Source organism: Streptomyces sp. NPDC017225 (assembly GCF_044331465.1).
Classification (GTDB): Bacteria; Actinomycetota; Actinomycetes; order Streptomycetales; family Streptomycetaceae; genus Streptomyces.
In genome coordinates, this window is record NZ_JBIRNE010000001.1 from 600,050 (window position 1) to 624,832 (window position 24,783).

General features: G+C 73.2%; 22 protein-coding genes. 8 read left to right on the plus strand and 14 right to left on the minus strand.

Annotated elements, in window-relative coordinates; translation table 11 throughout:
* Positions 1-14 precede the first annotated feature (14 nt).
* Entirely contained in the window at positions 15-1,004 is a 990-nt protein-coding gene (gene sbnA / locus ACH4NX_RS02675) for a 2,3-diaminopropionate biosynthesis protein SbnA (protein WP_398127405.1), read from the plus strand.
* Between the two features lie 25 nt (positions 1,005-1,029).
* Here the strand turns inward: sbnA and ACH4NX_RS02680 are convergent, their stop codons facing one another.
* Both ACH4NX_RS02680 and sigK read right to left on the minus strand, forming a co-directional pair.
* Entirely contained in the window at positions 1,030-1,794 is a 765-nt protein-coding gene (locus ACH4NX_RS02680; protein ID WP_398127406.1) for an anti-sigma factor domain-containing protein, read from the minus strand.
* Positions 1,791-2,402 (minus strand): ECF RNA polymerase sigma factor SigK, encoded by a 612-nt coding sequence (gene sigK, locus ACH4NX_RS02685; RefSeq protein ID WP_398127407.1) that lies wholly within the window; start codon positions 2,400-2,402, stop codon positions 1,791-1,793. Before sigK ends, ACH4NX_RS02680 begins: the two co-directional genes overlap by 4 nt.
* A gap of 308 nt (positions 2,403-2,710) precedes the next feature.
* On the opposite strand from sigK, the gene ACH4NX_RS02690 reads away from it, so the two are divergent.
* From ACH4NX_RS02690 to ACH4NX_RS02705, 4 genes are read left to right on the plus strand one after another with little or no spacing between them, the layout of a single operon-like run.
* The gene (locus tag ACH4NX_RS02690; protein ID WP_398127408.1) at positions 2,711-4,378 is read left to right on the plus strand and encodes a cellulase family glycosylhydrolase; all 1,668 of its coding nucleotides are present in this window, start codon (positions 2,711-2,713) and stop codon (positions 4,376-4,378) included.
* A 1-nt stretch (position 4,379) separates the two neighbouring features.
* Positions 4,380-5,027, plus strand: coding sequence for a hypothetical protein (locus ACH4NX_RS02695; RefSeq protein WP_398127409.1), 648 nt, complete (start codon positions 4,380-4,382; stop codon positions 5,025-5,027).
* Between the two features lie 53 nt (positions 5,028-5,080).
* Positions 5,081-5,770, plus strand: a complete 690-nt coding sequence (locus ACH4NX_RS02700) for a response regulator transcription factor (RefSeq protein ID WP_351393832.1) — start codon at positions 5,081-5,083, stop codon at positions 5,768-5,770.
* The gene (locus ACH4NX_RS02705) at positions 5,767-7,113 is read left to right on the plus strand and encodes an ATP-binding protein (protein WP_398127410.1); all 1,347 of its coding nucleotides are present in this window, start codon (positions 5,767-5,769) and stop codon (positions 7,111-7,113) included. The genes ACH4NX_RS02700 and ACH4NX_RS02705 overlap by 4 nt, the downstream gene beginning before the upstream one ends.
* A 6-nt stretch (positions 7,114-7,119) precedes the next feature.
* Here the strand turns inward: ACH4NX_RS02705 and ACH4NX_RS02710 are convergent, their stop codons facing one another.
* Positions 7,120-8,016 (minus strand): CAP domain-containing protein, encoded by an 897-nt coding sequence (locus ACH4NX_RS02710; protein ID WP_351393838.1) that lies wholly within the window; start codon positions 8,014-8,016, stop codon positions 7,120-7,122.
* Positions 8,017-8,307: 291 nt separating this feature from the next.
* Here ACH4NX_RS02710 and ACH4NX_RS02715 point away from each other — a divergent pair, with 291 nt between their 5' ends.
* Positions 8,308-11,682: a pyruvate carboxylase gene (locus tag ACH4NX_RS02715; RefSeq protein ID WP_398127411.1), complete on the plus strand. Its 3,375-nt coding sequence runs from the start codon at positions 8,308-8,310 to the stop codon at positions 11,680-11,682.
* Here ACH4NX_RS02715 and ACH4NX_RS02720 read toward each other — a convergent pair.
* From ACH4NX_RS02720 to ACH4NX_RS02770, 11 genes are all read right to left on the minus strand, one after another.
* Complete coding sequence (locus ACH4NX_RS02720; RefSeq protein WP_398127412.1) at positions 11,630-12,124, minus strand: hypothetical protein; 495 nt, start codon at positions 12,122-12,124, stop codon at positions 11,630-11,632. The genes ACH4NX_RS02715 and ACH4NX_RS02720 overlap by 53 nt on opposite strands.
* Positions 12,125-12,127: 3 nt before the next feature.
* Positions 12,128-12,457, minus strand: a complete 330-nt coding sequence (locus tag ACH4NX_RS02725; RefSeq protein WP_279561007.1) for an antibiotic biosynthesis monooxygenase — start codon at positions 12,455-12,457, stop codon at positions 12,128-12,130.
* 25 nt (positions 12,458-12,482) lie between these two features.
* The gene (locus tag ACH4NX_RS02730; RefSeq protein ID WP_398127413.1) at positions 12,483-13,292 is read right to left on the minus strand and encodes an endo alpha-1,4 polygalactosaminidase; all 810 of its coding nucleotides are present in this window, start codon (positions 13,290-13,292) and stop codon (positions 12,483-12,485) included.
* Complete coding sequence (locus tag ACH4NX_RS02735; protein ID WP_351393849.1) at positions 13,286-13,948, minus strand: spherulation-specific family 4 protein; 663 nt, start codon at positions 13,946-13,948, stop codon at positions 13,286-13,288. The genes ACH4NX_RS02730 and ACH4NX_RS02735 overlap by 7 nt, the downstream gene beginning before the upstream one ends.
* Positions 13,945-14,871: an NAD(P)-dependent oxidoreductase gene (locus ACH4NX_RS02740; RefSeq protein WP_351393852.1), complete on the minus strand. Its 927-nt coding sequence runs from the start codon at positions 14,869-14,871 to the stop codon at positions 13,945-13,947. Before ACH4NX_RS02740 ends, ACH4NX_RS02735 begins: the two co-directional genes overlap by 4 nt.
* Positions 14,872-14,878: 7 nt before the next feature.
* Positions 14,879-15,592: a nucleotidyltransferase family protein gene (locus ACH4NX_RS02745; protein ID WP_351393855.1), complete on the minus strand. Its 714-nt coding sequence runs from the start codon at positions 15,590-15,592 to the stop codon at positions 14,879-14,881.
* 39 nt (positions 15,593-15,631) lie between these two features.
* Positions 15,632-16,633 carry a GDP-mannose 4,6-dehydratase gene (locus ACH4NX_RS02750; protein ID WP_351393858.1) on the minus strand — a complete coding sequence of 334 codons (1,002 nt, stop codon included), beginning with the start codon at positions 16,631-16,633 and terminating at the stop codon, positions 15,632-15,634.
* A 147-nt stretch (positions 16,634-16,780) separates the two neighbouring features.
* Positions 16,781-18,190 carry a hypothetical protein gene (locus ACH4NX_RS02755; protein WP_398127414.1) on the minus strand — a complete coding sequence of 470 codons (1,410 nt, stop codon included), beginning with the start codon at positions 18,188-18,190 and terminating at the stop codon, positions 16,781-16,783.
* Positions 18,187-19,713, minus strand: a complete 1,527-nt coding sequence (pelF, locus tag ACH4NX_RS02760; protein ID WP_398127415.1) for a GT4 family glycosyltransferase PelF — start codon at positions 19,711-19,713, stop codon at positions 18,187-18,189. Before pelF ends, ACH4NX_RS02755 begins: the two co-directional genes overlap by 4 nt.
* Positions 19,714-19,767: 54 nt before the next feature.
* Positions 19,768-21,909 carry a hypothetical protein gene (locus ACH4NX_RS02765; RefSeq protein WP_398127416.1) on the minus strand — a complete coding sequence of 714 codons (2,142 nt, stop codon included), beginning with the start codon at positions 21,907-21,909 and terminating at the stop codon, positions 19,768-19,770.
* Positions 21,910-22,364: 455 nt separating this feature from the next.
* Positions 22,365-22,892, minus strand: coding sequence for a hypothetical protein (locus tag ACH4NX_RS02770; protein WP_351393870.1), 528 nt, complete (start codon positions 22,890-22,892; stop codon positions 22,365-22,367).
* A 469-nt stretch (positions 22,893-23,361) separates the two neighbouring features.
* Between ACH4NX_RS02770 and ACH4NX_RS02775 the strand changes: the two genes are divergently transcribed.
* Together ACH4NX_RS02775 and ppk2 are read left to right on the plus strand one after the other, a co-directional pair.
* Positions 23,362-23,673 (plus strand): hypothetical protein, encoded by a 312-nt coding sequence (locus ACH4NX_RS02775; protein WP_398127417.1) that lies wholly within the window; start codon positions 23,362-23,364, stop codon positions 23,671-23,673.
* A gap of 73 nt (positions 23,674-23,746) precedes the next feature.
* A complete protein-coding gene (gene ppk2, locus ACH4NX_RS02780; RefSeq protein WP_351393875.1) occupies positions 23,747-24,727 on the plus strand; it encodes a polyphosphate kinase 2 in 981 nt (326 codons plus the stop codon).
* Positions 24,728-24,783 lie beyond the last annotated feature (56 nt).

The window sequence follows — 24,783 nt, forward strand, 5'->3', positions numbered from 1 at the left end:
CCGAGGAGACCATCGTGCCAGTCATATCCGTCCCCCAGGCCTTCAACGAGGAGGACCTGTACGTCGACCTCGCGTCGATGTCCGGGCACCGGCTCTTCCTCAAGTGCGAGGGCTTCAACTTCGCCGGTTCCATCAAGCTCAAGGCCGCGACCGAGATGGTGGAGTCCGCCGAGCGGAGCGGAACCCTGAAACGGGATTCGATCCTGGTGGAGTCCTCCTCCGGCAACCTCGGTGTGGCCCTGAGCATGATCGCGGCGAGCAAGGGCTACCGGTTCGTCTGCGTGACCGACTCCCGCTGCAACCTGACCACCCGGCTGATGATGGAGGCCCTGGGCAGCCAGGTGCACGTCGTCTCCGACGAAGGCGCCGCCGGCGGTCTGCTGGGCGCGCGGCTGGCGTACGTACGCGGCCTGTGCGCGGCGGACGACCGCCACGTCTGGCTGAGCCAGTACACCAACCCCGACAACTGGAAGGCCCACTACTTCAAAACGGCTCCGGCCATCGCCCGCTGGTTCCCGCGACTGGACGTGCTGTTCATCGGTGTCGGCACCACCGGCACGCTGATGGGCTGCGCCCGCTGGTTCCGCTCCTGGCACCGGCCGGTGCGGATCGTCGCCGTGGACAGTGTCGGCTCCGCCGTCTTCGGCGACCCGCCGGGCCGCCGGATGATCCCGGGACTGGGCATGAGCGTGCGGCCGCCGCTTCTCGACGAGGACTACGTGGACGAGGCGGTGCGCGTGGAGGAGGCCGACGCCGTCCGCACCTGCCGGAGCCTGGCCAGGCGCGGCTTCCTCTTCGGCGGGTCCACCGGCACGGTGGTCAGCGGCGCGACGAGCTGGCTCTCCCGGCACGGCACACCCGGGCTCACCCCCGTGGCGATCGCCCCGGACCTTGGCGAGCGCTACCTCGACACCGTCTACCAGACCAACTGGGTACAGGCCCTCTACGGCGACGACGCGCTCACACCGCGGACACCGCTCGACCGGGGGGTACCGGCGCCGTAGCCGTCGTCATCTCCGTCCCCGCCTGTCACACGGGGACGGAGATGAGACCGATCGGGTCGGTGGTGGGCTGCGGCGATCCGCCGGCGGGCTCCACGGTGATGCCGACGGCGGTGGCCCCCTCGAGCGGTCCGTCGAGGATGTGCGCCTGACGGCCACCCGCTCCGGACAGCAGTCCGGCGGGCCGGAACTCGCCCGCCTCCGCGTACCAGAGCTCGTAGACCCGGTCGTCGGTGAGTGGCGGCAGGCCCGACGCGATGAACGCGGCCCGGCCCTGGGCCTGTGAGGCGACCACACTCGCCGTCGCGCCGTGCGCGAGCTCCGCGGTGCTGATCGTGGCGTCGGGGGCGGCCAGCACGTCGGTGAGCGCCTCCGCGCCGGTATGCAGGTCGGCGGCCTCCTCCCGGGCACTGTCGGCCTCCGTGTGCTGCCACCAGGCGACCCCGCCGAGAGCCGCCGCGGCCGCGACGGAAGCGGCCAGCGCCAGCCCGAGGACCTGCTGCCGCCGCCGGTGACGTACCCAGGACCCCGGACGCCGCGGGCGGTCCGCAGGCTCCGGACGCTCCTGCCGTACGGCTGAGATCTGGGCGAGCACCCGGTGGCGCAGCTCCGGGGGCGGTGTACGGGCCTCGGCCGCGCCCAGCAGGCTCGCCGTCCTCGTCAGTTCGACGGCCTCGCGCCGGCACTCGGCGCAGCTCGCCAGGTGGTTCTCGAAGGCGGCTTCCTCGTCGGGCGGCAGCGCGTGCAGCGCGTAGGCACCGACATCGAGATGCGGGTCGTCGCCGGTTCTCATGATGCCGTCTCCAGACACTCGCGCAGGCGCCGCAGCCCCTGACGCATCCGCGACTTGACGGTGCCCGCCGGAGTGGCCAGCGAATCGGCCACCTCCGCGTACGTCAACCCCTCGTAGTAGGCCAGCACCAAGGGCAGCCGCAGGCGCCCGGACAGCTCGGCCAGGCAGCGGAAGACCACGCGGTGCTCCTCCCGTTCCTCGGCCTCCTCGGTGACGGCGTCGAAGGGCCGGTCCTGCTCCCGGGCCCCGGTGCGCAGTTCACGCGCCCGGCCCGCGGTGACGGACCGCACCCGGTCCACGGCCCGGCGGTGCGCGAGAGTCAGCACCCAGTTCCGGGCGGCTCCCCGCTCCGGGCGGAAGCGGTCGGCGGTACGCCACACCTCCACCATCACGTCCTGGGTCACCTCCTCCGCCTGCGCCTCGTCCCTCAGCACCCGGCAGGCCAGACCCATCACCGGGGATGCCAGAGCGTCGTAGACACCGGCGAACGCCTGTTCGTCGCCGGCGGCGGCGCGGGTGAGCAGCTCGTCCACCCGGGCATCGCCGGAGGACCGGCCCGGGCGGGGCCGCGTGCCGCTCTCCGTGTCCGCGTCGCTTCCGTGGTCCATCGTCGCTCCTCGGCTCTGCTCGACACTGGCGCCTCTCCGCGGGTTGCGCACGTGGTCGGCGGCCGTCCGCGTGAGACCGGGCGAGTGAGCGGGGGAGAGGCCTCACTGATTGTTCGTAGCCGGGGCCCCGGCGGATGCGCGCGGTCCGCGGCGGGCCGCCCTTCGGCCGGTCCGGGCCACCGGGATCGGCGGGCGGCAGGCGTTTTCGGTCGAGCGTCTTGACGTGTACGCGGCGCAATGAGTTCATGGGAGCGCTCCCACACCCTCGCTGTCCTTAGTGTCCGCACTTACTCAGTCATGGAGTCGCCGTGCGCGCAGCAAGACGCGATACACCGAAGAGCCTCTTGACCCGCCTGCTCGCCGGGCTGGCCGCCCTGGTCGGCGTGGTCGTCGTCGGCGCCCTCTGCCCGGCGGCCGCGCTGGCCCAGGCGCCGGGTGCCCAGGCCACCGGCCTGCACATCGGCGACGGCCGGCTGCTGGAGGGCAACGGCAACGACTTCGTCATGCGCGGGGTCAACCACGCCCACACCTGGTACCCCGGCGAGACCCAGTCGCTGGCGGACGTCAAGGCCCTGGGCGCCAACACCGTCCGGGTCGTGCTGTCCGACGGTCACCGCTGGAGCGAGAACAGCCCCGAGGACGTCGCCGCCGTCGTCGGCCAGTGCAAGGCGAACCGGCTGATCTGCGTACTGGAGGTGCACGACACCACCGGTTACGGCGAGGACGCCGCCGCGGGCACGCTCGACCACGCCGCCGACTACTGGATCGGCCTCAAGGACGTACTGGCCGGCGAGGAGGACTACGTCGTCGTCAACATAGGCAACGAGCCCTGGGGCAACACCGACCCCGCCGGCTGGACCGAGCCGACCATCGCGGCGATCGGGAAGCTGCGCGCCGCCGGCTTCCAGCACACGATCATGGTGGACGCGCCCAACTGGGGCCAGGACTGGCAGGGAGTCATGCGGGCCAACGCGCGGTCCGTCTACGACGCCGACCCCACCGGCAACCTGATCTTCTCGATCCACATGTACAGCGTCTACGACACCGCGCAGGAGATCACCGACTATCTGAACGCCTTCGTCGACGCCGGGCTGCCGATCCTCATCGGTGAGTTCGGCGGTCCCGCCGACCAGTGGGGCGACCCGGACGAGGACACCATGATGGCCACCGCCGAACAGCTCGGCCTCGGCTACCTGGCCTGGTCCTGGAGCGGCAACACCGACCCGGTCCTCGACCTCGCCCTCGACTTCGACCCCGGCCGGCTCAGCTCCTGGGGCGAGCGCATCTTCCACGGCGCCGACGGCATCGCCCGGACCTCGAAGGAGGCCACGGTCTTCGGCGGCGGCCCGGACGACACGCGGGCCCCGACGACGCCCGGCACCCCGGCGGCCTCCGCGGTCACCGACGACTCCGTCACCCTCGGCTGGTCCGCCGCGACGGACGACGTGGGCGTCGCCGGCTACGACGTCGTCCGGGTCGGGGACGGCGGCGAGAGTGAGGTCGCGGCCTCCGTCACCAACACCGTCACCGTGACGGGTCTCACCGCCGGCACCACCTACACCTTCGCCGTCTACGCCCGCGACGCGGCGGGCAACCGTTCGGCCCGCTCCGCCACCGTGGACGTCACCACCGACGAGGGCGGCGGCACTCCCGGCGCCACGTGCTCCGTCGGATACCGCGTCGTGGGCGAGTGGCCCGGCGGCTTCCAGGGCGAGATCGCCGTCCGCAACACCGGCACCGCGCCCATCGGCCCGTGGACGCTCGCCTTCGCCTTCGCGGACGGCCAGACCATCACGAACATGTGGGGAGGGACCCCGGCCCAGGACGCCGGTACGGTGAGCGTCACCCCCGCCTCCTACACCGCCACCATCCCGGCCGGCGGCACGGTCACCCTCGGCTTCACCGCCGGGAAGGGCGGCGCCAACACCGCCCCGGCCGCGTTCAGCCTCGACGGGACGGCCTGCGTCACGACGTGACGTGACCGTACGTCCCCGCCGGCCGGCGGTGGCCACCCGCCTCCGCCGGCCGGTGCCGGGGCGCTCGCGCGAGGGCCGTCACCACGACACCTCGCGCACGTCGGCCCTGCTCCGCGGCTGCGTCGTCGCGGTGATCTCCGACCGGTGGCGGCTCGCCGAGAACGTCACCGTCAGCGTCTGCGGATCGCTCTGGCTCGTACTCGCGGTGAAGCCCCGGTCCGGCACGGCCGAGATCAGGCACACCCGGTCGCTGCCGAACCGCACGGTCACCTTGCCGCCCTCGCTCGGCACCGTGTGCACGCCGGCCCCGCCCTCCTCGCACCCCGGGTCGCTCCCGCCAGTCCCAGGCCGCGCCGGTGTGGTGCGGGCGGTCGGCGTCGCCGTGGCCGTCGCCGTCGGACTCGGCTCACGCGCGGCGGGCGTCTCGGTGCTGCGGGACGGCGTCGGGCTGGGACGGCGGCTGGTCGCCGACGGGCTGGGCGAAGGCCGCTCGGTCTCGGACGGAGTGGGCCGGGGCGACGCCGGCGACTCCTTCGGCGCGGACTGCGCGACCGGCGCGGTCGGCCGGGTCGAGCCCACCACGAAGTGGATCGTGATGATGACAGCCGTGACACTGGCCGCCGTGCACGACAGCCAGATGATCAGGTAGCGCAGGAGGCGGGACACGACACCATAGTGACGGACCGGCTAACGTGCCTGCTCATGGCCTCCGTACTTGTCGTCGAGGACGACCCCGTGATCCGGGCCGCGCTGATCGAGGTCCTGACCGGACACGGCTACGCGGTGAAGACCGCTCACCAGGGTTTCGAGGCGTTGCGCGACATCACCCAGAGCCCGCCGGACATCGTGGTCCTCGACCTCGGGCTGCCCGACCTCGACGGTCTCGACGTGCTGCGGATGATCCGGGGCATCTCCCGCGTCCCGGTGCTGGTCGCCACCGCCCGCGACGACGACACGGAGATCATCCGGCTGCTCAACGCCGGCGCCGACGACTACATGGTCAAACCCTTCTCCGGCGGACAGCTCGCGGCCCGGCTCGCCGCCGTACTGCGCCGCTCCGTGCCCGCCGACGTCCGGGCGGCGCGGCGGCCCGTCCTCCAGGTCGCCGACCTGCGCATCGACCCCACCGCGCGCACCGCGCACCTCGCCGGCCGGGAACTGGCCCTCACCCGTCGCGAGTTCGATCTGCTCGCCTACCTGGCCGCCAACGCCGACCAGGTCATATCCAGGCAACGGATACTCACGGAGGTGTGGCAGCAGCCGTACGTGGAGGACCAGACGGTGGACGTCCACCTCTCCGCACTCCGCCGCAAAATGGGTGAGAAGGCGCGAAAGCCCCGCTACCTCCACACCGTGCGCGGTATCGGCATCAAGCTGGTCAGCTCGCCATGAGGCGTGCTCTCGCCGGGATCGCCCTGGCCGTCACCTCGATGGTGGCGCTGTCGTTCCTCATCCCCCTCGCCCTCCTCGTCCGCGAACAGGCCCGGGACCGCGTCACCACCGTCGCCGAGCAGCGCGCCTCGGCCCTGTCCCCGGTACTCGCCCTCACCACCCGGCGCGCCGACGTACAGCAGGCCGTCGCCGAACTCGGCTCCTCCGACCAGCTCGTCGTACGGCTGCCCGACGGCGGCTTCGTAGGAACCCCGCACGCGCCCCAGGACGCGCTCGACCGGGCCGTACAGCGCCGCGAGACGCTCGCCGTCGACACCGCGGACGGCTGGGTCCACCTCCAGCCCGTCGTCCTGCGGGGCGACCGGGTCGCGGTCGTGGAGGCCTACGTGCCCGCCGCGGACCTCACCCGGGGGGTGGCCGCCTCCTGGGGCGTGATGGCGCTGCTCGCCCTGGGCCTGGTCGGCGGCTCGGTGCTGGTCGCCGACCGGCTCGGCGCCCGCGTCGTCCGCTCCTCCCGCGGCCTCAAGCGCGCCTCGCTGGCCCTCGGCTCCGGCGACCTCGGCGTCCGGGTGGAACCGGACGGCCCGCCCGAGCTCCAGGAGGCCGGTGTGGCGTTCAACACCATGGCCGACCGGGTCGTCGACCTGCTCGCCGTCGAACGCGAACTGGTCGCAGACCTCTCCCACCGGCTGCGCACCCCGCTGACCGCCCTCTACCTGGAGGCCGACCGGATGGGCGCCACCCCGAGCGCCCGGCGGGTCACGGAAGCCGCCGGCCAGCTGGAGAGCGAGCTCGACTCGATCATCGCGGCGGCGCGCACGCCCCTGGCCGCGGTACAGCTCGGCGGGACGGGGGCGGGCCCGGCGAAGCCGTGCGACGTCGCCGAGGTGGTCGCCGCGCGCCTGGACTTCTGGTCGGTCCTCGCCGCCCAGCAGGAGCGGCCCTACGAGCGCTCCCTGACCCCGCGACCGGCGCCCGTCGCCTTCCCCGAGGACGACCTCGCGGCCGTCGTCGACGCCCTGATCGGCAACGTCTTCCGGCACACCCCGCAGGGCACCGCCTTCGCCGTCCGCGTGGAGCGGGCGGAGCGGCACGTGTTCCTCACGGTCGACGACGCGGGCCCGGGCGTGGCCGACCCCGAGGCCGCGCTCACCCGGGGCGTCAGCGTCGGCGGGTCCACCGGCCTCGGCCTGGACATCGTGGCCCGGGCGGCCCGCGCGGCGGACGGAGAACTGACGATCACCCGCGCGCCACTGGGCGGCGCGCGGGTGCGGGTGTCGTTCGTACTCGCGAGCGCGAGCGCGAGCGCGAGCGCGAGCGGAGCCGGAGGCGGGGGACGGTGACGGGCGTCAGCGGCCGGCGCCGAAGTTCTGGGTCCACCAGGGGCCGCCGTCGCCGAAGTGGACGCCGACGCCCAGCTCCTCGAAGGAGCAGTTGAGTATGTTCGCGCGGTGGCCGGGACTCTTCATCCAGGAGTCCATCACCGAGGCCGCGCTCCCCTGGCCCCGGGCTATGTTCTCGCCCAGCGTGGACCACTGGTAACCGGCGGCCTCGACGCGGCTCGCCATGGTGGAGCCGTCGGGGCCCGTGTGGGACATCACACCGCTGCTCGCCATGACGTCGCTGTAGTCGTCGGCGGCCCGGGTCAGCCGGTCGTTCGCCGTGACCGGCGAGCAGCCCGCCGCGGCCCGCTCCTCGTTCACGAGCGAGAGGACCTGCGCCTCGACCCCACCGGACCCACCGGATCCCGATCCCGACTGCGAACCCGATCCGCTGCCCGAACCCGAGCCCGTATCGCCGCCACCGCTCGACGGCCGTTCGCCGCCGCTCTTCGCCGTCGTCCTCACGGGAGCCTTCGACGCGGGCTCGGCAGCCTCCGCCGGGCTGGTGGACGCACTCGCCGACTTCTTCGGCCCGTTCTCTTCCCTGTCCTTGTCCTTGTCCTTGACCTTCGGCCCGGCACTCCCGCTCGGCGAGCTGCTCGCCGTGGCGCTCGGGCTCGCCGGCGCGGAGGCGGACGGCGTCGCACCGCCCGCCGCGTTCTCGGCGCCCGGTGCCTCACCGGCGGCGTTCGTGGTGACCCGGTCCGAGGCCGCGCCGTCCTCGCCCCCGGCGACGGCCAGGGTGATCCCGACGCCCGCCGTCACGGTGACGGCGCCGAGCACCAGCGCGGTACCGCGTGTCCTGAGCCCGCCGCGGGGCCGGGCGTGGGAGCGGGACGGGCGGTCGGCTCGGCGGGAACCCATACGCAGGACACCTCGGCTTGTCTGTCGGCTGACGGAGCCCCGTACCCGGTGGACGCGACCGCGCCCACCGGGACTGTGGGGGGTGTTCGAGAGCCTAGGACCCGGCCGGAGCGGAAACGGGGGTTCGAAGGTCATCTTCAGAAAGCCTTAAAAGAGCCGCCAAAGTCCGCTGAGGTCCCCAGCCGCACCGAGCCGTACGGAAACAGGCCATGAGTGGCCCGGCTCACATGGCGTCCCGGAGGTGGCGCCGACACCATGGTGTCGTCACCCGGCAGGCTGAAGGGATCAACAATGTTCCGCAAGGTGCTGGTCGCCAACCGCGGTGAGATCGCGATCCGGGCGTTCCGCGCGGGCTACGAGCTCGGCGCGCGCACCGTCGCCGTCTTCCCGCACGAGGACCGCAACTCGCTGCACCGGCTGAAGGCCGACGAGGCCTACGAGATCGGAGAGCCGGGACATCCGGTGCGCGCGTATCTCTCCGTGGAGGAGATCGTCCGCGCGGCCCGCCGCGCGGGAGCCGACGCCGTCTACCCGGGTTACGGATTCCTGTCCGAGAACCCCGACCTCGCCCGCGCGTGCGAAGAGGCCGGCATCACCTTCGTCGGACCCAGCGCCCAGATCCTCGAACTGACCGGCAACAAGGCCCGTGCCGTCGCCGCAGCCCGCGAGGCCGGTGTGCCGGTCCTCGGCTCCTCCGCGCCCTCCACCGACGTGGACGAGCTCGTCCGCGCCGCCGACGACGTGGGCTTCCCGGTGTTCGTCAAGGCGGTCGCGGGCGGCGGCGGGCGTGGCATGCGCCGCGTCGAGGAACCCGCCCAGCTGCGCGAGGCCATCGAGGCGGCGTCCCGGGAGGCGGCCTCCGCGTTCGGCGACTCCACGGTGTTCCTGGAGAAGGCCGTCGTCGAACCCCGCCACATCGAGGTCCAGATCCTCGCCGACGGCCGGGGCGAGGTGATCCACCTCTTCGAGCGGGACTGCTCGGTGCAGCGCCGCCACCAGAAGGTCATCGAACTCGCCCCCGCGCCCAACCTCGACCCGGCACTCCGCGACCGGATCTGCGCCGACGCCGTGAACTTCGCCCGGCAGATCGGCTACCGCAACGCCGGCACCGTGGAGTTCCTCGTCGACCGCGACGGCGACCACGTCTTCATCGAGATGAACCCGCGCATCCAGGTCGAGCACACGGTCACCGAGGAGGTCACCGACGTCGACCTCGTCCAGTCCCAGCTGCGCATCGCCGCCGGCGAGACCCTGGCCGACCTCGGTCTCGCCCAGGAGAACATCACCCTGCGCGGCGCGGCTCTCCAGTGCCGCATCACCACCGAGGACCCGGCCAACGGCTTCCGCCCCGACACCGGGCAGATCAGCGCCTACCGCTCGCCCGGCGGCTCGGGCATCCGCCTCGACGGCGGCACCACCCACGCCGGTACGGAGATCAGCGCCCACTTCGACTCGATGCTGGTCAAACTCTCCTGCCGGGGCCGGGACTTCCCCACCGCCGTGAACCGCGCCCGGCGCGCCGTGGCCGAGTTCCGCATCCGCGGCGTCGCCACCAACATCCCCTTCCTCCAGGCGGTGCTGGACGACCCGGACTTCCAGGCAGGCCGGGTCACCACCTCCTTCATCGAGCAGCGCCCGCACCTGCTCACCGCCCGCCACTCCGCCGACCGCGGCACGAAGCTGCTGACCTACCTCGCCGACGTCACGGTCAACAAGCCGCACGGCGAGCGCCCCGCAATCGCCGACCCGCTGACCAAGCTGCCACCGCTCGCCGCCGGTGAGCCCCCGGCCGGCTCCCGGCAGCGGCTCGCCGAACTCGGCCCGGAGGGCTTCGCACGCGGGCTGCGCGACTCGCCCACCATCGGTGTCACCGACACCACGTTCCGCGACGCGCACCAGTCGCTGCTCGCCACCCGGGTCCGCACCAAGGACATGCTCGCCGTCGCCCCGCAGGTCGCGCACACCCTGCCCCAGTTGCTGTCCCTGGAGTGCTGGGGCGGCGCCACCTACGACGTGGCCCTGCGCTTCCTCGCCGAGGACCCGTGGGAGCGGCTGGCCGCCCTGCGCGAGGCCGTGCCCAACATCTGCCTCCAGATGCTGCTGCGCGGCCGCAACACCGTGGGCTACACCCCGTACCCGACCGAGGTGACCGACGCCTTCGTCCAGGAGGCCGCGGCCACCGGCATCGACATCTTCCGCATCTTCGACGCCCTCAACGACGTCGACCAGATGCGGCCCGCCATCGACGCCGTACGGCAGACCGGCACCTCCGTCGCCGAGGTGGCCCTGTGCTACACCGCCGACCTCTCCGACCCGTCCGAGCGCCTCTACACGCTCGACTACTACCTGCGGCTCGCCGAGCGGATCGTGAACGCCGGCGCGCACGTCCTGGCCGTCAAGGACATGGCCGGCCTGCTGCGGGCACCGGCCGCGGCGACCCTGGTCTCCGCGCTGCGCCGCGAGTTCGACCTGCCGGTGCACCTGCACACCCACGACACCACCGGCGGCCAGCTCGCCACCTACCTCGCCGCGGTCCAGGCCGGCGCGGACGCCGTGGACGGGGCGGTGGCGTCCATGGCGGGCACCACCTCACAGCCGTCCCTGTCGGCGATCGTCGCCGCCACCGACCACACGGAGCGGCCCACCGGCCTCGACCTCCAGGCCGTCGGCGATCTGGAACCTTACTGGGAGAGCGTCCGCAAGGTGTACGCCCCCTTCGAGGCGGGCCTGGCCTCACCGACCGGTCGCGTCTACCACCACGAGATCCCCGGCGGACAGCCCTCCAACCTGCGCACCCAGGCCATCGCGCTCGGCCTCGGCGACCGCTTCGAGGACATCGAGGCCATGTACGCCGCCGCCGACCGCATGCTCGGCCACCTGGTGAAGGTCACGCCCTCCTCCAAGGTGGTCGGCGACCTGGCCCTCCACCTGGTGGGCGCCGGCGTCCTGCCGGCGGACTTCGAGGCGGAGCCGGACCGGTTCGACATCCCCGACTCCGTCATCGGCTTCCTGCGCGGCGAGCTGGGCACCCCGCCCGGCGGCTGGCCCGAGCCGTTCCGCAGCAAGGCGTTGCGCGGCCGCGCCGAGGCCAAGCCCCTGCCGGAGCTGACCGCGGACGACCGCACCGGCCTGGCCAAGGAACGCCGGACGACCCTCAACCGGCTGCTGTTCCCCGGACCGGCGCGCGAGTTCGACACCCACCGTGCCTCCTTCGGCGACACCAGCGTCCTGGACAGCAAGGACTTCTTCTACGGGCTGCGCCCCGGCAAGGAGTACACGGTCGACCTGGATCCCGGCGTCCGGCTGCTCATCGAGCTGCAGGCGGTCGGCGACGCCGACGAGCGCGGCATGCGCACCGTGATGTCCTCCCTGAACGGCCAGCTCCGGCCGATCCAGGTCCGCGACCGGTCGGCGGCCTCCGACGTCCCGGTCACGGAGAAGGCCGACCGGTCGGACCCCGGCCATGTCGCGGCGCCGTTCGCGGGCGTGGTCACCCTCGCCGTCGCGGAGGGCGACGAGGTGGAGGCGGGCGCCACGGTCGCCACCATCGAGGCGATGAAGATGGAGGCCACCATCACCGCCCCGAAGACCGGCACGGTGACCAGGCTCGCCATCAACCGCATCCAGCAGGTCGAGGGGGGAGACCTCCTCGTTCAGCTCGGCTGAGCCGCCCGGCGACCGGGGCGGCCCCGACCGCGAGCAGCACGGCGGACGCGGCGAGCGGCAGGGCCGTCCGGTTCATCCACACGTAGTCCGGGTCACTGGAGTACGTGGTGCCGTCCTCGAGGACGCAGTCGAACCGAAGCGGCAGGTAGGAATACCGGTGATGGGACAGTTCGGAGCCCGGGCCCGGGGAGAGACTCTCCCGGCAGGCCGAGGTGGGCGAGGAGTTCGCGCCGTCGTCGGCCTCCGAAGCGGAGATCAGGACGGCGGTGAACCCCAGCGAGTAGACGGCCGCCGCCGCCGCGGCGGCCGTGCCCGCGGCGCGGCGCATCAGATGCACCGGCCAGGGCTCCGGCCGGCCGGGCAGGGCCACCGCGACGACCGAGACCAGGGCGATCAGTGCCCCGATGGCGCAGGCGGCGGACAGGCCGAGGCCTATGACCACCGCTCACGCTCCTTTCGGAGCCGCCTGCTGCACCACCTCGAAGGACCACACCGTGGACCCGCTCGCCGCCGGCTTCGGGCGTTCGCCGCCCTCCGCGCCACCGCCCTGGTGCGCCGCCTTCATGGGCCCCTCCATCCAGGCCCGGAAGGACTCCTCGTCACGCCAGCGCGTGTAGACGAGGTAGTCGTCGGTGCCCTCCACCGGCCGCAGCAGCTCGAACCACTCGAACCCGTCGGAACTCTCCACGGCATGGGCCCGCGAGGCGAAGCGCTTCTCCAGCGTCTCGCGCTGCTCGGCGGGGACGGTCAGTACGTTGATCTTGACTACGCTCATGGCCCCATCCTGCCGTATGCCGCGGTCAGCAGGGATCGCGCCAGACCCCCAGCTCCGGCCTCTTCAGCATCGAGGACAGCCCGAGCCGGCGTGACTCGGGACAGAAGCCGTGGGCCGGCTCGCTGTACTCCACGTGGAAGACCGCCTTGCCGGCCTCGACGAACGGCGACAGCCGCGCGCACTCGCCGTACTCGGCGCACTGCTCGTTGACCGCGAAGTCGAAGTCGTCCACCAGCTGAGGGATCTGCGCCAGGTCGTTCTTCAGGCCCACCGCCAGACCGCGTTCGTGGGCGATGTCCGCGATCATGCGGTTGTACGCCAACTGGTCCCGCGCGGTGAGCGGGAAACCGGTCTCGTCGCCGTAGCCCTCCACCAGGTCGGGCTCGACCGCGTCGAAGCCCTTGTCCCGGCACATGTCGAACCGCCGTTCCATGATCGGCCGCAGTACGGAGATCCGGCGGATGTCCAGCCAGCGCTCGCCCCGCCAGCCGTTGGGCTCGCCCAGCACCGCACGGGGGAAGGCGTCCCGGTCGGGCCGGAAGTCCTCCCAGGCGCCCACGTTGACGTAGCAGATGACCTTGCGGCCGGCGCGGTGCAGCCGGGCCACGTCGTCGGCGCCGTTCTCGAAGCCGTCGATGTCGTAGACCGGCACGTCCGCCGACGGATCGACCCGCCCGTCGAGCTGCCACTGCCAGGCCAGCCCGGGCCGCGGCTGCCACACCGGGGTCGCGGACGGGTCCGGCGGCGGTGTGCCGCCGGACCCCGAACACCCGGTCAGCACCGAGAGGGCCAGGGCTGCCGACGCGGCGAACGCCCGCACCCGCCTCCTCAGCACTGCGCCGCGGTCAGTACGGGGGTCAGCCGGACCCACGGGTTGGGCAGTTCACCCGTGACGGGCCCGGAGACCGCGGCGCCGCGCTCGCGCGCGGTGCGCACGGCGAGCGGGGCCAGGGCCTCGGGCACCCCGTACACCAGGTGGCAGAACCGCTCCGGAGGGTGCCTCCGGGTCCAGTCCGGCCGGCTGAACGCGGAGACGTAGGCGGACCAGGGCCCCTCGAAGGTGACGACCAGGTCGGCGAGACGCGCGTAACCCGGTGCCGGGTGGACCCCCGGATTCAGCACGACCGGGGCCGAGTCCTGCCGGCGCAGGGTACGCACCAGCGCTCTGTACGCGGGCAGTTCGGTCGCCGCCGAACTCACCCGGTCCAGGAAGCACCCGTCGGCCGCGTACCACTCCCGGTGCCGCCGGACGTCCTCGGCGACCTCGGCCGCCGGACGCGTGCCGTAGTCCGTGTCGACGTACCCGAGCAGACGGGCACCCGCCGCGCGCAGCGCGCCGGCCGCCGCCGCGAAGGCCGGATCGGGCACCAGGCCCGGTCCGTCGGCGGGGTTGATGACGACCCCGTACGTGCGGTCGGCCGCCGTGATGAGCCGGTGCCAGGAGCCCGGGTCCTCGGCCGGATGGACGTACAGCGGGATCAGCAGGCTCACGACGGACGGTCGCCTTCCGGGGTGCGGGACGGCGGACGGACGCCGGCCGACCACAGCGCGGCCAGCGACTCGTCCAGCGAGTAGGACGGCCGCCAGTCGAGCGCGGACCGGGCGGCGGCGATGTCGGAGCACTGCCAGGACACCTGGTCGGAGCGGGCCGAGCCGGCGCCCTGTTCCTCGATCCGGCCGCGGAAGCCGGCGATGTCCGCGAGTGTCCGCACCAGCCGGCGCACCGGGACGGCGTCGCCGCCACCGATGTTGAGTACGCGCGGCAGCGGCCCGGTCGCGGTGACCGCGCGCTCGACCGCCCGCGCGACGTCGCGCACGTCCACGAAGTCCCGGTACGCCGACAGGTCACCCAGCCGGAGCACGGCCTGCGGGTCCGTGCCGGCCTCGCGCAGCAGTCGGGTGACCCGGCCGGGCAGGCCGGAGGGCGGTGCGCCGGGCCCCACCGGGTTGCCGACCCGCAGGACCACCGCGTCCAGCTCACCGGTGGCGACCGTGACGGTGCCGGCCAGTTTGGTGGCGCCGTAGGCGGTGAGGGGGCGGGTGGCCGCCGCCTCGGGCACCCTGACCTGTTCCGTGCCCGGCCCGTACTCGGCGGCCGAACCGAGGTGGACCAGGCGGGCGGTGGGACGGGCGCGGCGCAGCGCCGCGCAGAGGGCGGCGGGTCCGCGGGCGTTGAGCTCGGCGAGCGCCACCGGATCGCCGCCGGTCGCGCCCGCACAGTTGACGACGGTGTCGACGGCAGCGGACGCCAGGGCCACCGCGAGCCGGTCGACCGGGTCGGTGGCGAGGTCGACGCGCACGTCGGCGGCGGGGGAGCGGCCGCCGCCGAGGACCCGCGCGCCGGGCAGGGCGCGCAGCCGCTCGGCGACGTGGGCGCCCAGATAGCCGGTGAAGCCCAGGACGAGAATGCGCATGCGGTGCTCAGGCTCCCTTGAGCAACAGGGACTTGCGGCTGGTGAACTCCGCGTTGGCCCGGTCGTAGTCGTCGGGACGGCCGATGTCGAGCCAGTAGCCGTCGAAGTCGTAGGCGTGCGGCGGGTCGTCGGCGCGCAACAGGTCGAGCACCAGCTCGTCGAATCCCAGGGGGAGCCCGGCCGTGTAGCCGTCGAGTGTCGCCCGGGACAGTCCGTACACGCCCATGGAGACCCGGTAGTCGATGCTGGGCTTCTCGGTGAAGGCGACGACCCTGCTCGCGTCGGTGGTCAGGACGCCGAAGTCGATGTGCACCTTTCTGCCGTACGTGGCGATGGTCAGCGGGGCGCCGGAGGTGCTGTGCCGGCGCAGGACGTCGGCGTAGTCGAGGTCGGTGAGGATGTCGCCGTTCATGACCAGGAAGTGCTCCGGCAACCGCTCACGCATGGTGAGCAGCGGCCCCATGGTGCCCAGCGGGCTCTCCTCGGTGGCGTAGTCGACGGTCAGGCCCCACTGCGAGCCGTCGCCGACGTAGGCGCGGATGATCTCGCCCAGGTGACCTATGGCGATCGTGCAGCCGGTGAAGGAGGCCGCGGCGAGCTGGCGCAGGACGATCTCCAGGATGGCGTGCTGGTCGCCGATGGGCACGAGCGGCTTGGGCAGCGCGGTGGTGTAGGGCCGCAGCCGGACGCCCTTGCCCCCGGCCAGGATCACTGCGTGCATGAGGTTTCCCCTCGGTCAACGTGCCGGTCGTGGTCGTGGTCAGATGTTGTAGATGCCGGTCTTGTAGCGGGCGAGGTTGGCCGGGTCGCGGAAGAACTCCACGGTGTGCGCGAGGCCCTGTTCCAGCTCGTGAGCCGGGCTCCAGCCGGTCGCCTCCCGCAGCCGGCCCGCGTCGGCGACGAGCCGCATCACCTCGGAGTTCGCGGGCCGCAGCCGCTGCTCGTCCTCCCGTACGTCGAGCGTGGAGTCCATCACCTTGCCGATGAGCGCCACCAGGTCGCCGACGGAGATCTCGCCGCCGGTTCCGGCGTTGAACGTACGGCCCACGACCCGCTCGGCGGGAGCGGTGCCGACCGCGAGGAACGCCTGCGCGGTGTCCTTGACGAAGGTGAAGTCCCGGGTGGGGCGCAGGTCCCCGAGGGTGATGGCGCGTTCGCCGGCCGCGACCTGGCCGATGACGGTGGGGATCACCGCCCGCATGGACTGCCGGGGGCCGTAGGTGTTGAAGGGGCGCAGTGTCACCACCGGCGTGTCGAAGCTGGCGTGGTAGCTGTCCGCCAGCCGGTCCCCGCCCGCTTTGGACGCGGCGTACGGCGACTGGGTGTTGATCGGGTGGTCCTCGGTGATCGGCACGGTTCGCGCGGTGCCGTACGTCTCACTGGTGGAGGTGTGCACCAGCCGGGGCGTGCCCTGGGCGCGGACCGCCTCCAGGACGTTCAGGGTGCCGGTGACGTTGGTGTCCACGTAGCTGTGCGGCGCCCGGTAGGAGTACGGGATGGCGATGAGGGCGGCCAGGTGGTAGACGCAGTCGGCGCCCTCGGTGAGGTGGCCGACCGAACCGGGGTCCCGGACGTCGCCGAGGACGATCTCGACCTGGTCGAGCACCTCGGGGGAGAGGGTCTCCAGCCAGCCGTAGGAGGAGAAGGAGTTGTACTGCGCCATGGCCCTCACCCGGTGCCCGGAGGCGACGAGCGCCTCGGTGAGGTGGGAGCCGATGAAACCCTCGGCTCCGGTGACGGCGGCGAGCGGTGTTGCGGTCACGCGGGATCCTTCCGGTCGGTGAGTCGGTCGGTGAGTCGGTCGGTGAAGCGGGCGGTGAATGGACGCGTGCGTCGACGGGCGCGTCCACGGGTGACGGGGTGCGGGCCCGGGCCGGCCCCGCGGTGGTACGGCGGTCCCGCCGCGGCCTCACGCGTGCGCCGCCGGCCGGCCCAGCAGCCACAGCACGCACACCGTGAGACAGAGCGCGGCGGCGCCGCAGCACCACGGCAGGGCGGCTGACGGGCCCGGTGGCAGCCCTGCCAGGAAGGTCGACCCGGCGCCGGCGGCGGCCGTGAGACACAGGGCGGCCGGTGGCCAGGCCACGCCGAAGGCCTGGAGCAGCAGGGAGGTCCACAGCGCCGCCGCGAGCAGCAGCAGCGTGACGGGGTCGGCGTCGACGAGCAGCGCCGCGGGCACCAGCGGACCGAGGTAGACCAGCAGGCAGCCGGCGAGAACGGCCGCCGAGCGCAGCCGGAAACCGGCCGGAGTGCCGGTCGCCCGCAGCGCCGCCACCGACAGCCCGCGGTAGCGGTACAGCAGCCACTCCGCCGGCCCCATGCTCAGGGTCAGTACGATCACCGCCCACGGTTGCTGACGGCCCGCCAGGAAGACCAGCGTCCCGGCGGCCAGCCCGAACAGGCCGTACGGCAGGGAGCGGAGCAGCGGCGGGCGGGCGGCGTCCGGTACGGGCACGGCCCGCAGGGTGCCGCGCAGCGCCCAGCCGGCCGCGGCGACGGCGCCGAGCAGCGACAGCAGCGGCAGCCCGGCCCGCAGCGGGGTCCCCGGCTCCCACCACGGCAGCGTCGCCGCGCCGGCGGTCACCGGCGCGAGGGCGGCCAGCAGCAGCCGCTCCCGGCCCAGTACGAGCAGTACTCCGGCGGCCGCGAGGTACCCCGACTGGGCCGTCACGGCCAGCGCCGACGCGCCCGACCCGGCGAGGGCCGCCCCGGCCCCCGTCGCCGCCACCGCGCCCAGCGGCGCCCCCTTGAGGAGAGTGCGGCCCGCCTCCCGGCGTCCGGTCGCCAGCCGCAGATACGCCCGGTGGCCCAGGGCCTGGTTCCACGCCCAGGAGAGCAGCCCCGCCACCACCAGCGCCCGCACCGCGTCGTCCTGGGGCAGCAGGCGTCCCGCCAGCGCGTAGGCGAGACCCGGCAGTGCGAACAACGCGCCCCGCAGGGCGCACCGCACATGGTCGGGCCGCCAGGGGTCGGCGGGGCGCGGAGGGTCGGGGAAGGCACGCGGTACGCGCTCGTACAGCGCCGTGGCGAGGGAGAACAGGTCGGGGTGCCCGTACCGGTCCTGGATCACCTCGCCGGTCAGCCCCTCCGACTCCAGCAGCGCGGCCACCTCGTAGGGATGGACCGCCGGGGCGACGCGGTCGGCCAGTTCGGCCGCCAGCCGGTCGACCGCGTCCCGCCGGGCGCCGTGGCCGGGGCGGACCAGGGCGAGGGTGTGCTGGTCGGCCGCGCGCAGGGCGAGCGTACGGTCGTCGGCGAGGCGCAGCGCCAGCGTGTCCTGCTCCGCGCCGCCGGGTTCCAGCGCCATGGGTCCGCTCATCCGGTCGCACTCCTCATCGGCGCCCCGCCCGCCGTCGCGAACGTGGCCTCCTCGACGGCCGGCGCGCGTGCGGCCGTATCGCCGAAGGCCGACAGCTCCAGGTAGACGGACCGGAAGGTGTCGATGGTCTGGCGGAGAGTGAACTGCTCGATCACCCTCAGCCGGGCCGCCTCGCCCATCGCCCGGCGCCGCCCGGCGTCGTCCAGCAGTTCCAGCGCGGCGGCGGCCATGGCGGCCGGGTCGCGCGGCGGTACCACGAGGCCGGTGTCGCCGACGGCCTCCCGGACGCCGCCCACGTCCGTGGAGACGGTCGCCCGGCCGCACGACATGGCCTCGATCAGGGTGAAGGGGAAGCCCTCGCTGATGCTGGAGAGCATCACGACGTTCCCGGCGGCGTACGCGTCCTTGATGTCCTCGACCCGGCCCTCGAAGGTGACCGCGTCACCGTGACCGAGCTGTGCCGCCAGCGCCTCGCAGCGCTCCCGGTAGGCCTCACCGCCGCGCGGGGTCCCGCCGAACAACCGCAGTCGCGCGGCGGGCAGTTGGGCCCGCACGAGGGCGAAGGCGCGGATCAGGGTCTCCAGGTCCTTGATCGGGTCGACCCGTCCGGCCCAGCTGAGCACGGGCTGTGCGGGCTCCGGACCGGCGGGCGGGAACGCGGCCGGGTCCACGCCGTTGTAGACCGTGCGTATGGACTCCGGGGCGGCGCCGCCGCGCTCCTCCCACAGGCGGTTGTAGCGGTTGCCCGGGGTGATCAGGGCGGCCCTGCGGTAGGTCTCCTCGGCCAGCAGCCGGAAGAAGCCCAGCAGGAGCGCCTTCACCGGCCAGCGGTAGGGGGCGGTGCGGTAGCCGAGGTAGCGCTCGCGCAGATAGACGCCGTGCTCGGTCAGCAGCAGCGGCACACCGTGCCGCTCCAGTCCGGCCAGGCCCGGCAGGACCGCGACACCGCCGCTGACCGCGTGCGCCACGCCCTCCTCCGGGTACGGCGCGGCCAGTGGACGCAGGGCGTGCTCCAGCAGCGCGGTCGCGGTCACCGCGTCGTGCAGGGTGGGCCGGGCCTCGCGCACGGCCAGCCCGGGCCGGTTCCAGACCGCGGTCAGGATGCCGATCGCCCGGTCCCCGCGCAGGAAGGGACCGAGCCGGCCGTCCGCGGCGGCCCGGGCGAGCCGGTACAGGGCGGGACCGAACCCGTCCTCCGCACGCGGGTCGAGCAGCGCGGTCACGAACCGCTCGTAGGCGGCGGCGAGCCGGTCGCGCTCCCGCCCGCGAGGCGCGCGCCCCTGTGGCGCCGGCCCCCACATGGGGACGGAGACGACCCGGGAGACGTGCTCGGGGATGTCCCAGACGAGCGGTTCGCGCCCGGTTCCGGTGACCGCGACGACCTCGAAGTCGAGGTCGGGCATGCCGGTGACGAGTTGGTCGCACCAGACGCTCACACCGCCGTGGCTGTGCGGGTAGGTGCCTTCGGTGAGCAGGGTGACGCGCGCCGCGCCGGAGCGGCGCGCGCCATGGGGAACGTGCATGGATGTGCTCCACGGCCGAGGTGGGTGTTCGGACCTTCGGTGGTGGTGCGGTGCTCAGCGCCGCGCGCCGTACGGCACCGGCTCGGTCACGCCGGCCGGCACCCGGGTGGGCGGCGCGGTGGGCGTGGGGCCGGTCGTGTCCTCGGGAAGGGTGGCCGGGGCGCCGTCGACCGCGGTCGAGGACGGCAGGGTGAGGGACAGCGTCCCGTCGGCCGTCGTGGTCCAGCCGGAGAGCGCTCCGGCGTAGGCGTCGCCGAAGCCCGTGCCCCCGCGCAGGGTGCCCGCGGGCATCGTCGCCGTCACGGCCACGCCGTCCGGCGCTCCGACGGTCACGGTGTCACCGACGCGGTAGGCGGTGACCTGGCCGGCGTCGACCGCGTCCCGCCAGGCGGCACGGCGGCGCATCTCGACGCCGATGTCCTCCATCCGGAGGTTCATCACCGGGGTGCTGTCGCCGAACAGGTCGTCGTAGCCCTCCAGTACGCCGTCGAGGACGGGGTAGGCGATGCGGTCCTCGGCGAGGTTCGACTGGTGGATGAAGTGCGGCTTGGGGTCGTTGGACAGGACGTGCCCGAGCGCGATCCGCGTCTCCAGCGGCACGATGTGCCCGGTGTAGCCCGTGGCGGTGTCCAGCGGGGCGGACAGGCAGGTGGAGGTGGCGGGGTTGTCCTCGCAGATGCCGCTGCCGCCCTGGGCGCGGCTGGTGTAGATCCAGTTGTACTCGTCGACCTGCTCGGCCGCCCGGCCGGCGTTGTAGAAGACGTTCATCGGGTAGCGGGAGACCGTCGTGGCGCTGCCGACCTGCCGCTGGACGGGGTCGCGGGAGTTGTCCGAGGCGAGCCAGGCGATGCCGGTGTCCGTCAGTGCGGGCCCCAGGTGGGGATTGTCCTCGGGCTGCTGCGGGGTGACCTTCAGTCCGGAGTGCTCGCCGGTCACCAACTCGCTGTTCTCCAGCGGGAGTCCGGCGCTCTCGCCCCAGACGCGGTTGGTCGCGATCTCGTCGGCGATCTCGTTGCGGCTCATCCACTGGGTACTGCCGTCGGGGTTCGTCGCGCACTTCCACGGGACCACGCTGACGTCCTGCCGGCAGCCCAGGAAGGCGTGCGTGTACGTGTGGTTGATCCAGCGGAAGCGGCCGCGGTCGGCGATCAGCCGGTCGGCGAGCGGGTCGGCGCCCGCGTTGTCCTGGCGGTGGTCGACGCTGCCGGAGCCGTTGTAGGCCAGGTCGAGCGTGAAGTCCCGGCTGTCCTGCCAGGCGGTGGCGTGGTCGACGTCGTCGGGGACCATGCGGATCGGGTTCGGTGTGCCCTCGCCCGGCGGGCAGTCCACGTCGCCCGGCGTGCAGTTGAGCTCGGTGTCCCAGCGGTCGTCGGCGGCGAAGACGTCGTCGACGTGCACGGCGAAGTAGTTGCGGTCGGCGCCGAGATGGACCCCGCCGGTCATCCACTCCACGATGCCCCGGGCCAGCAGCCGGAACTGCTGCTGGTGCTGGTTGTAGACGAACGTGACGACGAGTTCGCGCCGCCCGTCGTGCCGGTACTCGCCCACCAGGGAGCCCTTGGTCGCCCGCCCGGGTATCGCGGCCTGGACGTACGGCACGAAGTCGGCCCCCGGCGCGGGCGTCGAGAGGTAGGCGTAGGACTCGCCCACCGTGGGGGAGTTGTCCTCGAACGGGACCGCCCCGTCCAGGTAGCCGAAGGGGCCGTCCAGCCCGGCCTGCGTCACCTCCGCGCGGACACCGTCGACGCTGCCGGCGTACCCGGTGCCGACCGCGTACTGGAGCCCGACCTCGGGGCGCGCGTAGGTGTAGGCGTCGACCTGCGGGATCGCGTACGTCTGCTCGTAGCTCGTGAGTGCCGCCATCTCGGCGGAGTTCGCCGGGAAGGGGTTGTCGTTGGGCAGGACGACGGCCTGGAACCTGGCGCGCGGTCGCCCGTCCACCGTGTCCGCCAGGAACCCGGCGTCGATCACGGGCCGGCCGGTGTCTCGCAGATCGACCTCCGTGTACGGCGTGCCGGCGGTCTCCAGCTCGGCGGCGATGGCGTCGGTGGCCGGCCCTCCGTCGCTCACGACCAGCACGCGCAGGTCGACGCGCGGTGCCACGGCGTCGGCGGCGTGGACCGGGCCGGCCGGTATGCCGAGCGACGCGATCAGTGCGCCCACTGCGAGCGCCGTAGTGCGAATGGTCCGCTTCATGCGGTGAGATTCCCTCCCCCGGGCAGGGGTGTGGCACGCTCCTGCCGGAGCCCGTCCCACCCCTGACCACGCCGTCGCTCCCCTGAGACGCCGGTCGTCGACGTTTCCGTCGCGTCACATAGTGAGGCGTGTGTGGAGTTTTTGTGTGCCTGCTGCGGAACTTGACGGAAAAGCGTATGTGTCTATTTTCCCGGAACGGGAACGGTCCGGTGCGGCGGGCGGGCGCCGGGCTCGGCGTGGCGCGCCGCCCCGGCGGGCCCGTGTACTGCGGCGGGCCGGAAGCGGCGGGCGCGGAATCCCGGCCTCCGCGGGGCGTGGACGGCCAATGGTCTCGACCAGTGCGCTGACCGGGTATGGAGCGAGATCAGGTCAGTCCTGATGTTGCTCGTGTCGTCGGCGGCCGGCCGGTCGCGGGCCGGCCGCCGACGGCACTCAGTGCGCGGGGAGTCGTGCGGTCACGGGCACAGCACGCGGGTCTCCGGCGTGTGGACCGGGCCGCCGCTGACGCTCGTGCTGTCGCTGAACTCGGCGTAGAAGTACGAGTAGAAGCCGATGTTGCCGTTGCAGCCGGAGTCGGCGGCGACCTGCAGGGTCAGGGTGACGGTGCGGCTCTGGCCGGGCGGGATGGTGGCGCCGTAGTTGGTGCCGAGGTCGGCGGGTCCGGTCCCGGCGCACGGGACGGCGCCGGCCTCGGACGCCAGGCTGCATCCGGTGAAACCGTACTTGAGGTCGGGTCGCTGGGTGGTCAGCCAGGTCGGGTCGATCGTCTGGTACACGAACCAGATGTCGTACGTCTTGTTGTTCTTGATCGTCATCGACAGGTTCACCGTGCCGCCCGGCTGGGTGGTCGCCGCGTCGGTGCTGAACGTCAGCTCGGCCGGGGCGGGGTCGGCGGCGCTCGCGGAGGGCGCCATGCCGAACAGGGCGAGGGCGAGGGCGATGATCGTGGCGAGACCGAGGCGTCTCGTTCGTGTGGGTCGCATGGCCCGGGACACTAGGCACGGCCTCGGCGCACCGTCTGCACCATCGGGAACACGGAGAACGGGACTCGGCCAGAAGTGTGCGTTCGGTGAAGGGCGTGTGATGGCACCGTCACAACCGGTGCTGATCGGTGTCAGCGCATGACAGCGCAAGGTTCCGGTCCCGAATCCACCCGGGCCGGACCACCGGACGTACCCCCGACGGCAATGGCGGATTCCGGGTGCCCGCCGAGCGCCGCCCCGCACGTCCGACGCGCCAGGACTGACCTGCCGTGTTCCGGCGGTGCGGTAGCGGCATTGTCAGTGCCATGCAGGAGAATGCGGGCAAGCGAGATCAACACCGGCCGGAGCGGGTAGGCGGTCTCGAGTCACCTGTCCCGAAAGGCCACAGCCGATGCCGCTTACCGTCGTCCACTCGCAGACCGCCGAACCCCGTGCGACCGGGCGTCGCGGGCCCCGCCCGTGCGCCCCGTTGAGCCTCGCAGAGGCCGACGTCCTGCGGATCGTCGCGGACACGCGCACCCCCGTGTTCGTCACCGTGCGCGCGGGCGGACGGCGCAGATACAGCTACTGGCGGCCGTTGGACTCGGCCACGGGCAGGGGCGGCTGCTACGCGGCGCTGCCCACCGCGGAGTGCGACAAGCTGCACGCCGCCGGCCGGATCGCACTGGGCGACCCGCTGACCGACCCGGCCCGGACCACCTACCGGGTCACGGCCGTGCGGACCCCGGCCGGACCCGCGCGCGCCGCGCGCGCCGTGCGGGCCAGGCCGCACGCCGCGTGAGCATCCGGAGCGGAGCGGTCGTCCGAAGCCCCGGCGGGAGGAGGCCGGGCTGTCCCGAGGTGAGGAGGCGGGGATGACGAGGACACACGACGCCGGTGACGACGCCGTCGAGGAGAACCTCCTCGAAGGGCTGCGGGTCGACGAACGCAGGCCGGAGAAGCCCATCCTGCTCAACGCGGAGGGGAGCCCCATCGACACCTGGCGGGAGAACCACCCGTACGACCACAGGGTGCGCAGGTCCGCCTACGAGCGGGAGAAGCGGATCCTGCAGATCGAGCTGCTCAAGATGCAGCGCTGGGTCAAGGAGACCGGGCAGCGGATCGTCGTCCTGTGCGAGGGCCGCGACGCGGCCGGCAAGGGCGGCACCATCCAGCGCTTCACCGAACGCCTCAACCCCCGCGGCGCCCGCGTGGTCGCCCTCGACAAACCGACCGAACGGGAGGCGGGGCAGTGGTACTTCCAGCGCTACGTGGCCCACCTGCCCGCCCGCGGCGAAATCGTCTTCTTCGACCGCTCCTGGTACAACCGGGCGGGCGTCGAGCGCGTGATGGGCTTCTGCACGGAGCCCGAGTACCAGCAGTTCCTCCAGCAGGCGCCGCTGTTCGAGCGCCTGCTCACCGACGACGGCATCCTGCTGGTGAAGTTCTGGTTCTCCGTGTCCCGGGCCGAGCAGCGGACCCGCTTCGCGATCCGCCAGGTCGACCCGGTACGCCGCTGGAAACTCTCCCCGACGGACCTCTCCTCGCTGGACCGCTGGGACGACTACACCGCGGCCAAGGTCGACATGTTCCGTGCCACCGACACACCGCACGCACCCTGGACGGTGGTCAAGAACAACGACAAGCGCCGGGGCCGGCTGGAGGCCATGCGCAGCCTGCTGGACCGCTGCGACTACCCGGCCAAGGACCTCCAGGCCGTGGGCCCTCCCGACCCGCTGATCGTGGGCCCCGCCGACACGCTGCTCGAAGCCGGTGAGGAGCCTGTCGACCTCTCGCCGACACCGCTGGCCGGCCACGGTGACGGCCCGGGAATCCATCCGGACCGGACGGACTGACACCGGCCACCCGGACGCCCCGCCCGGGGTGCGCGCCGCCACACGCCGCGCGGACG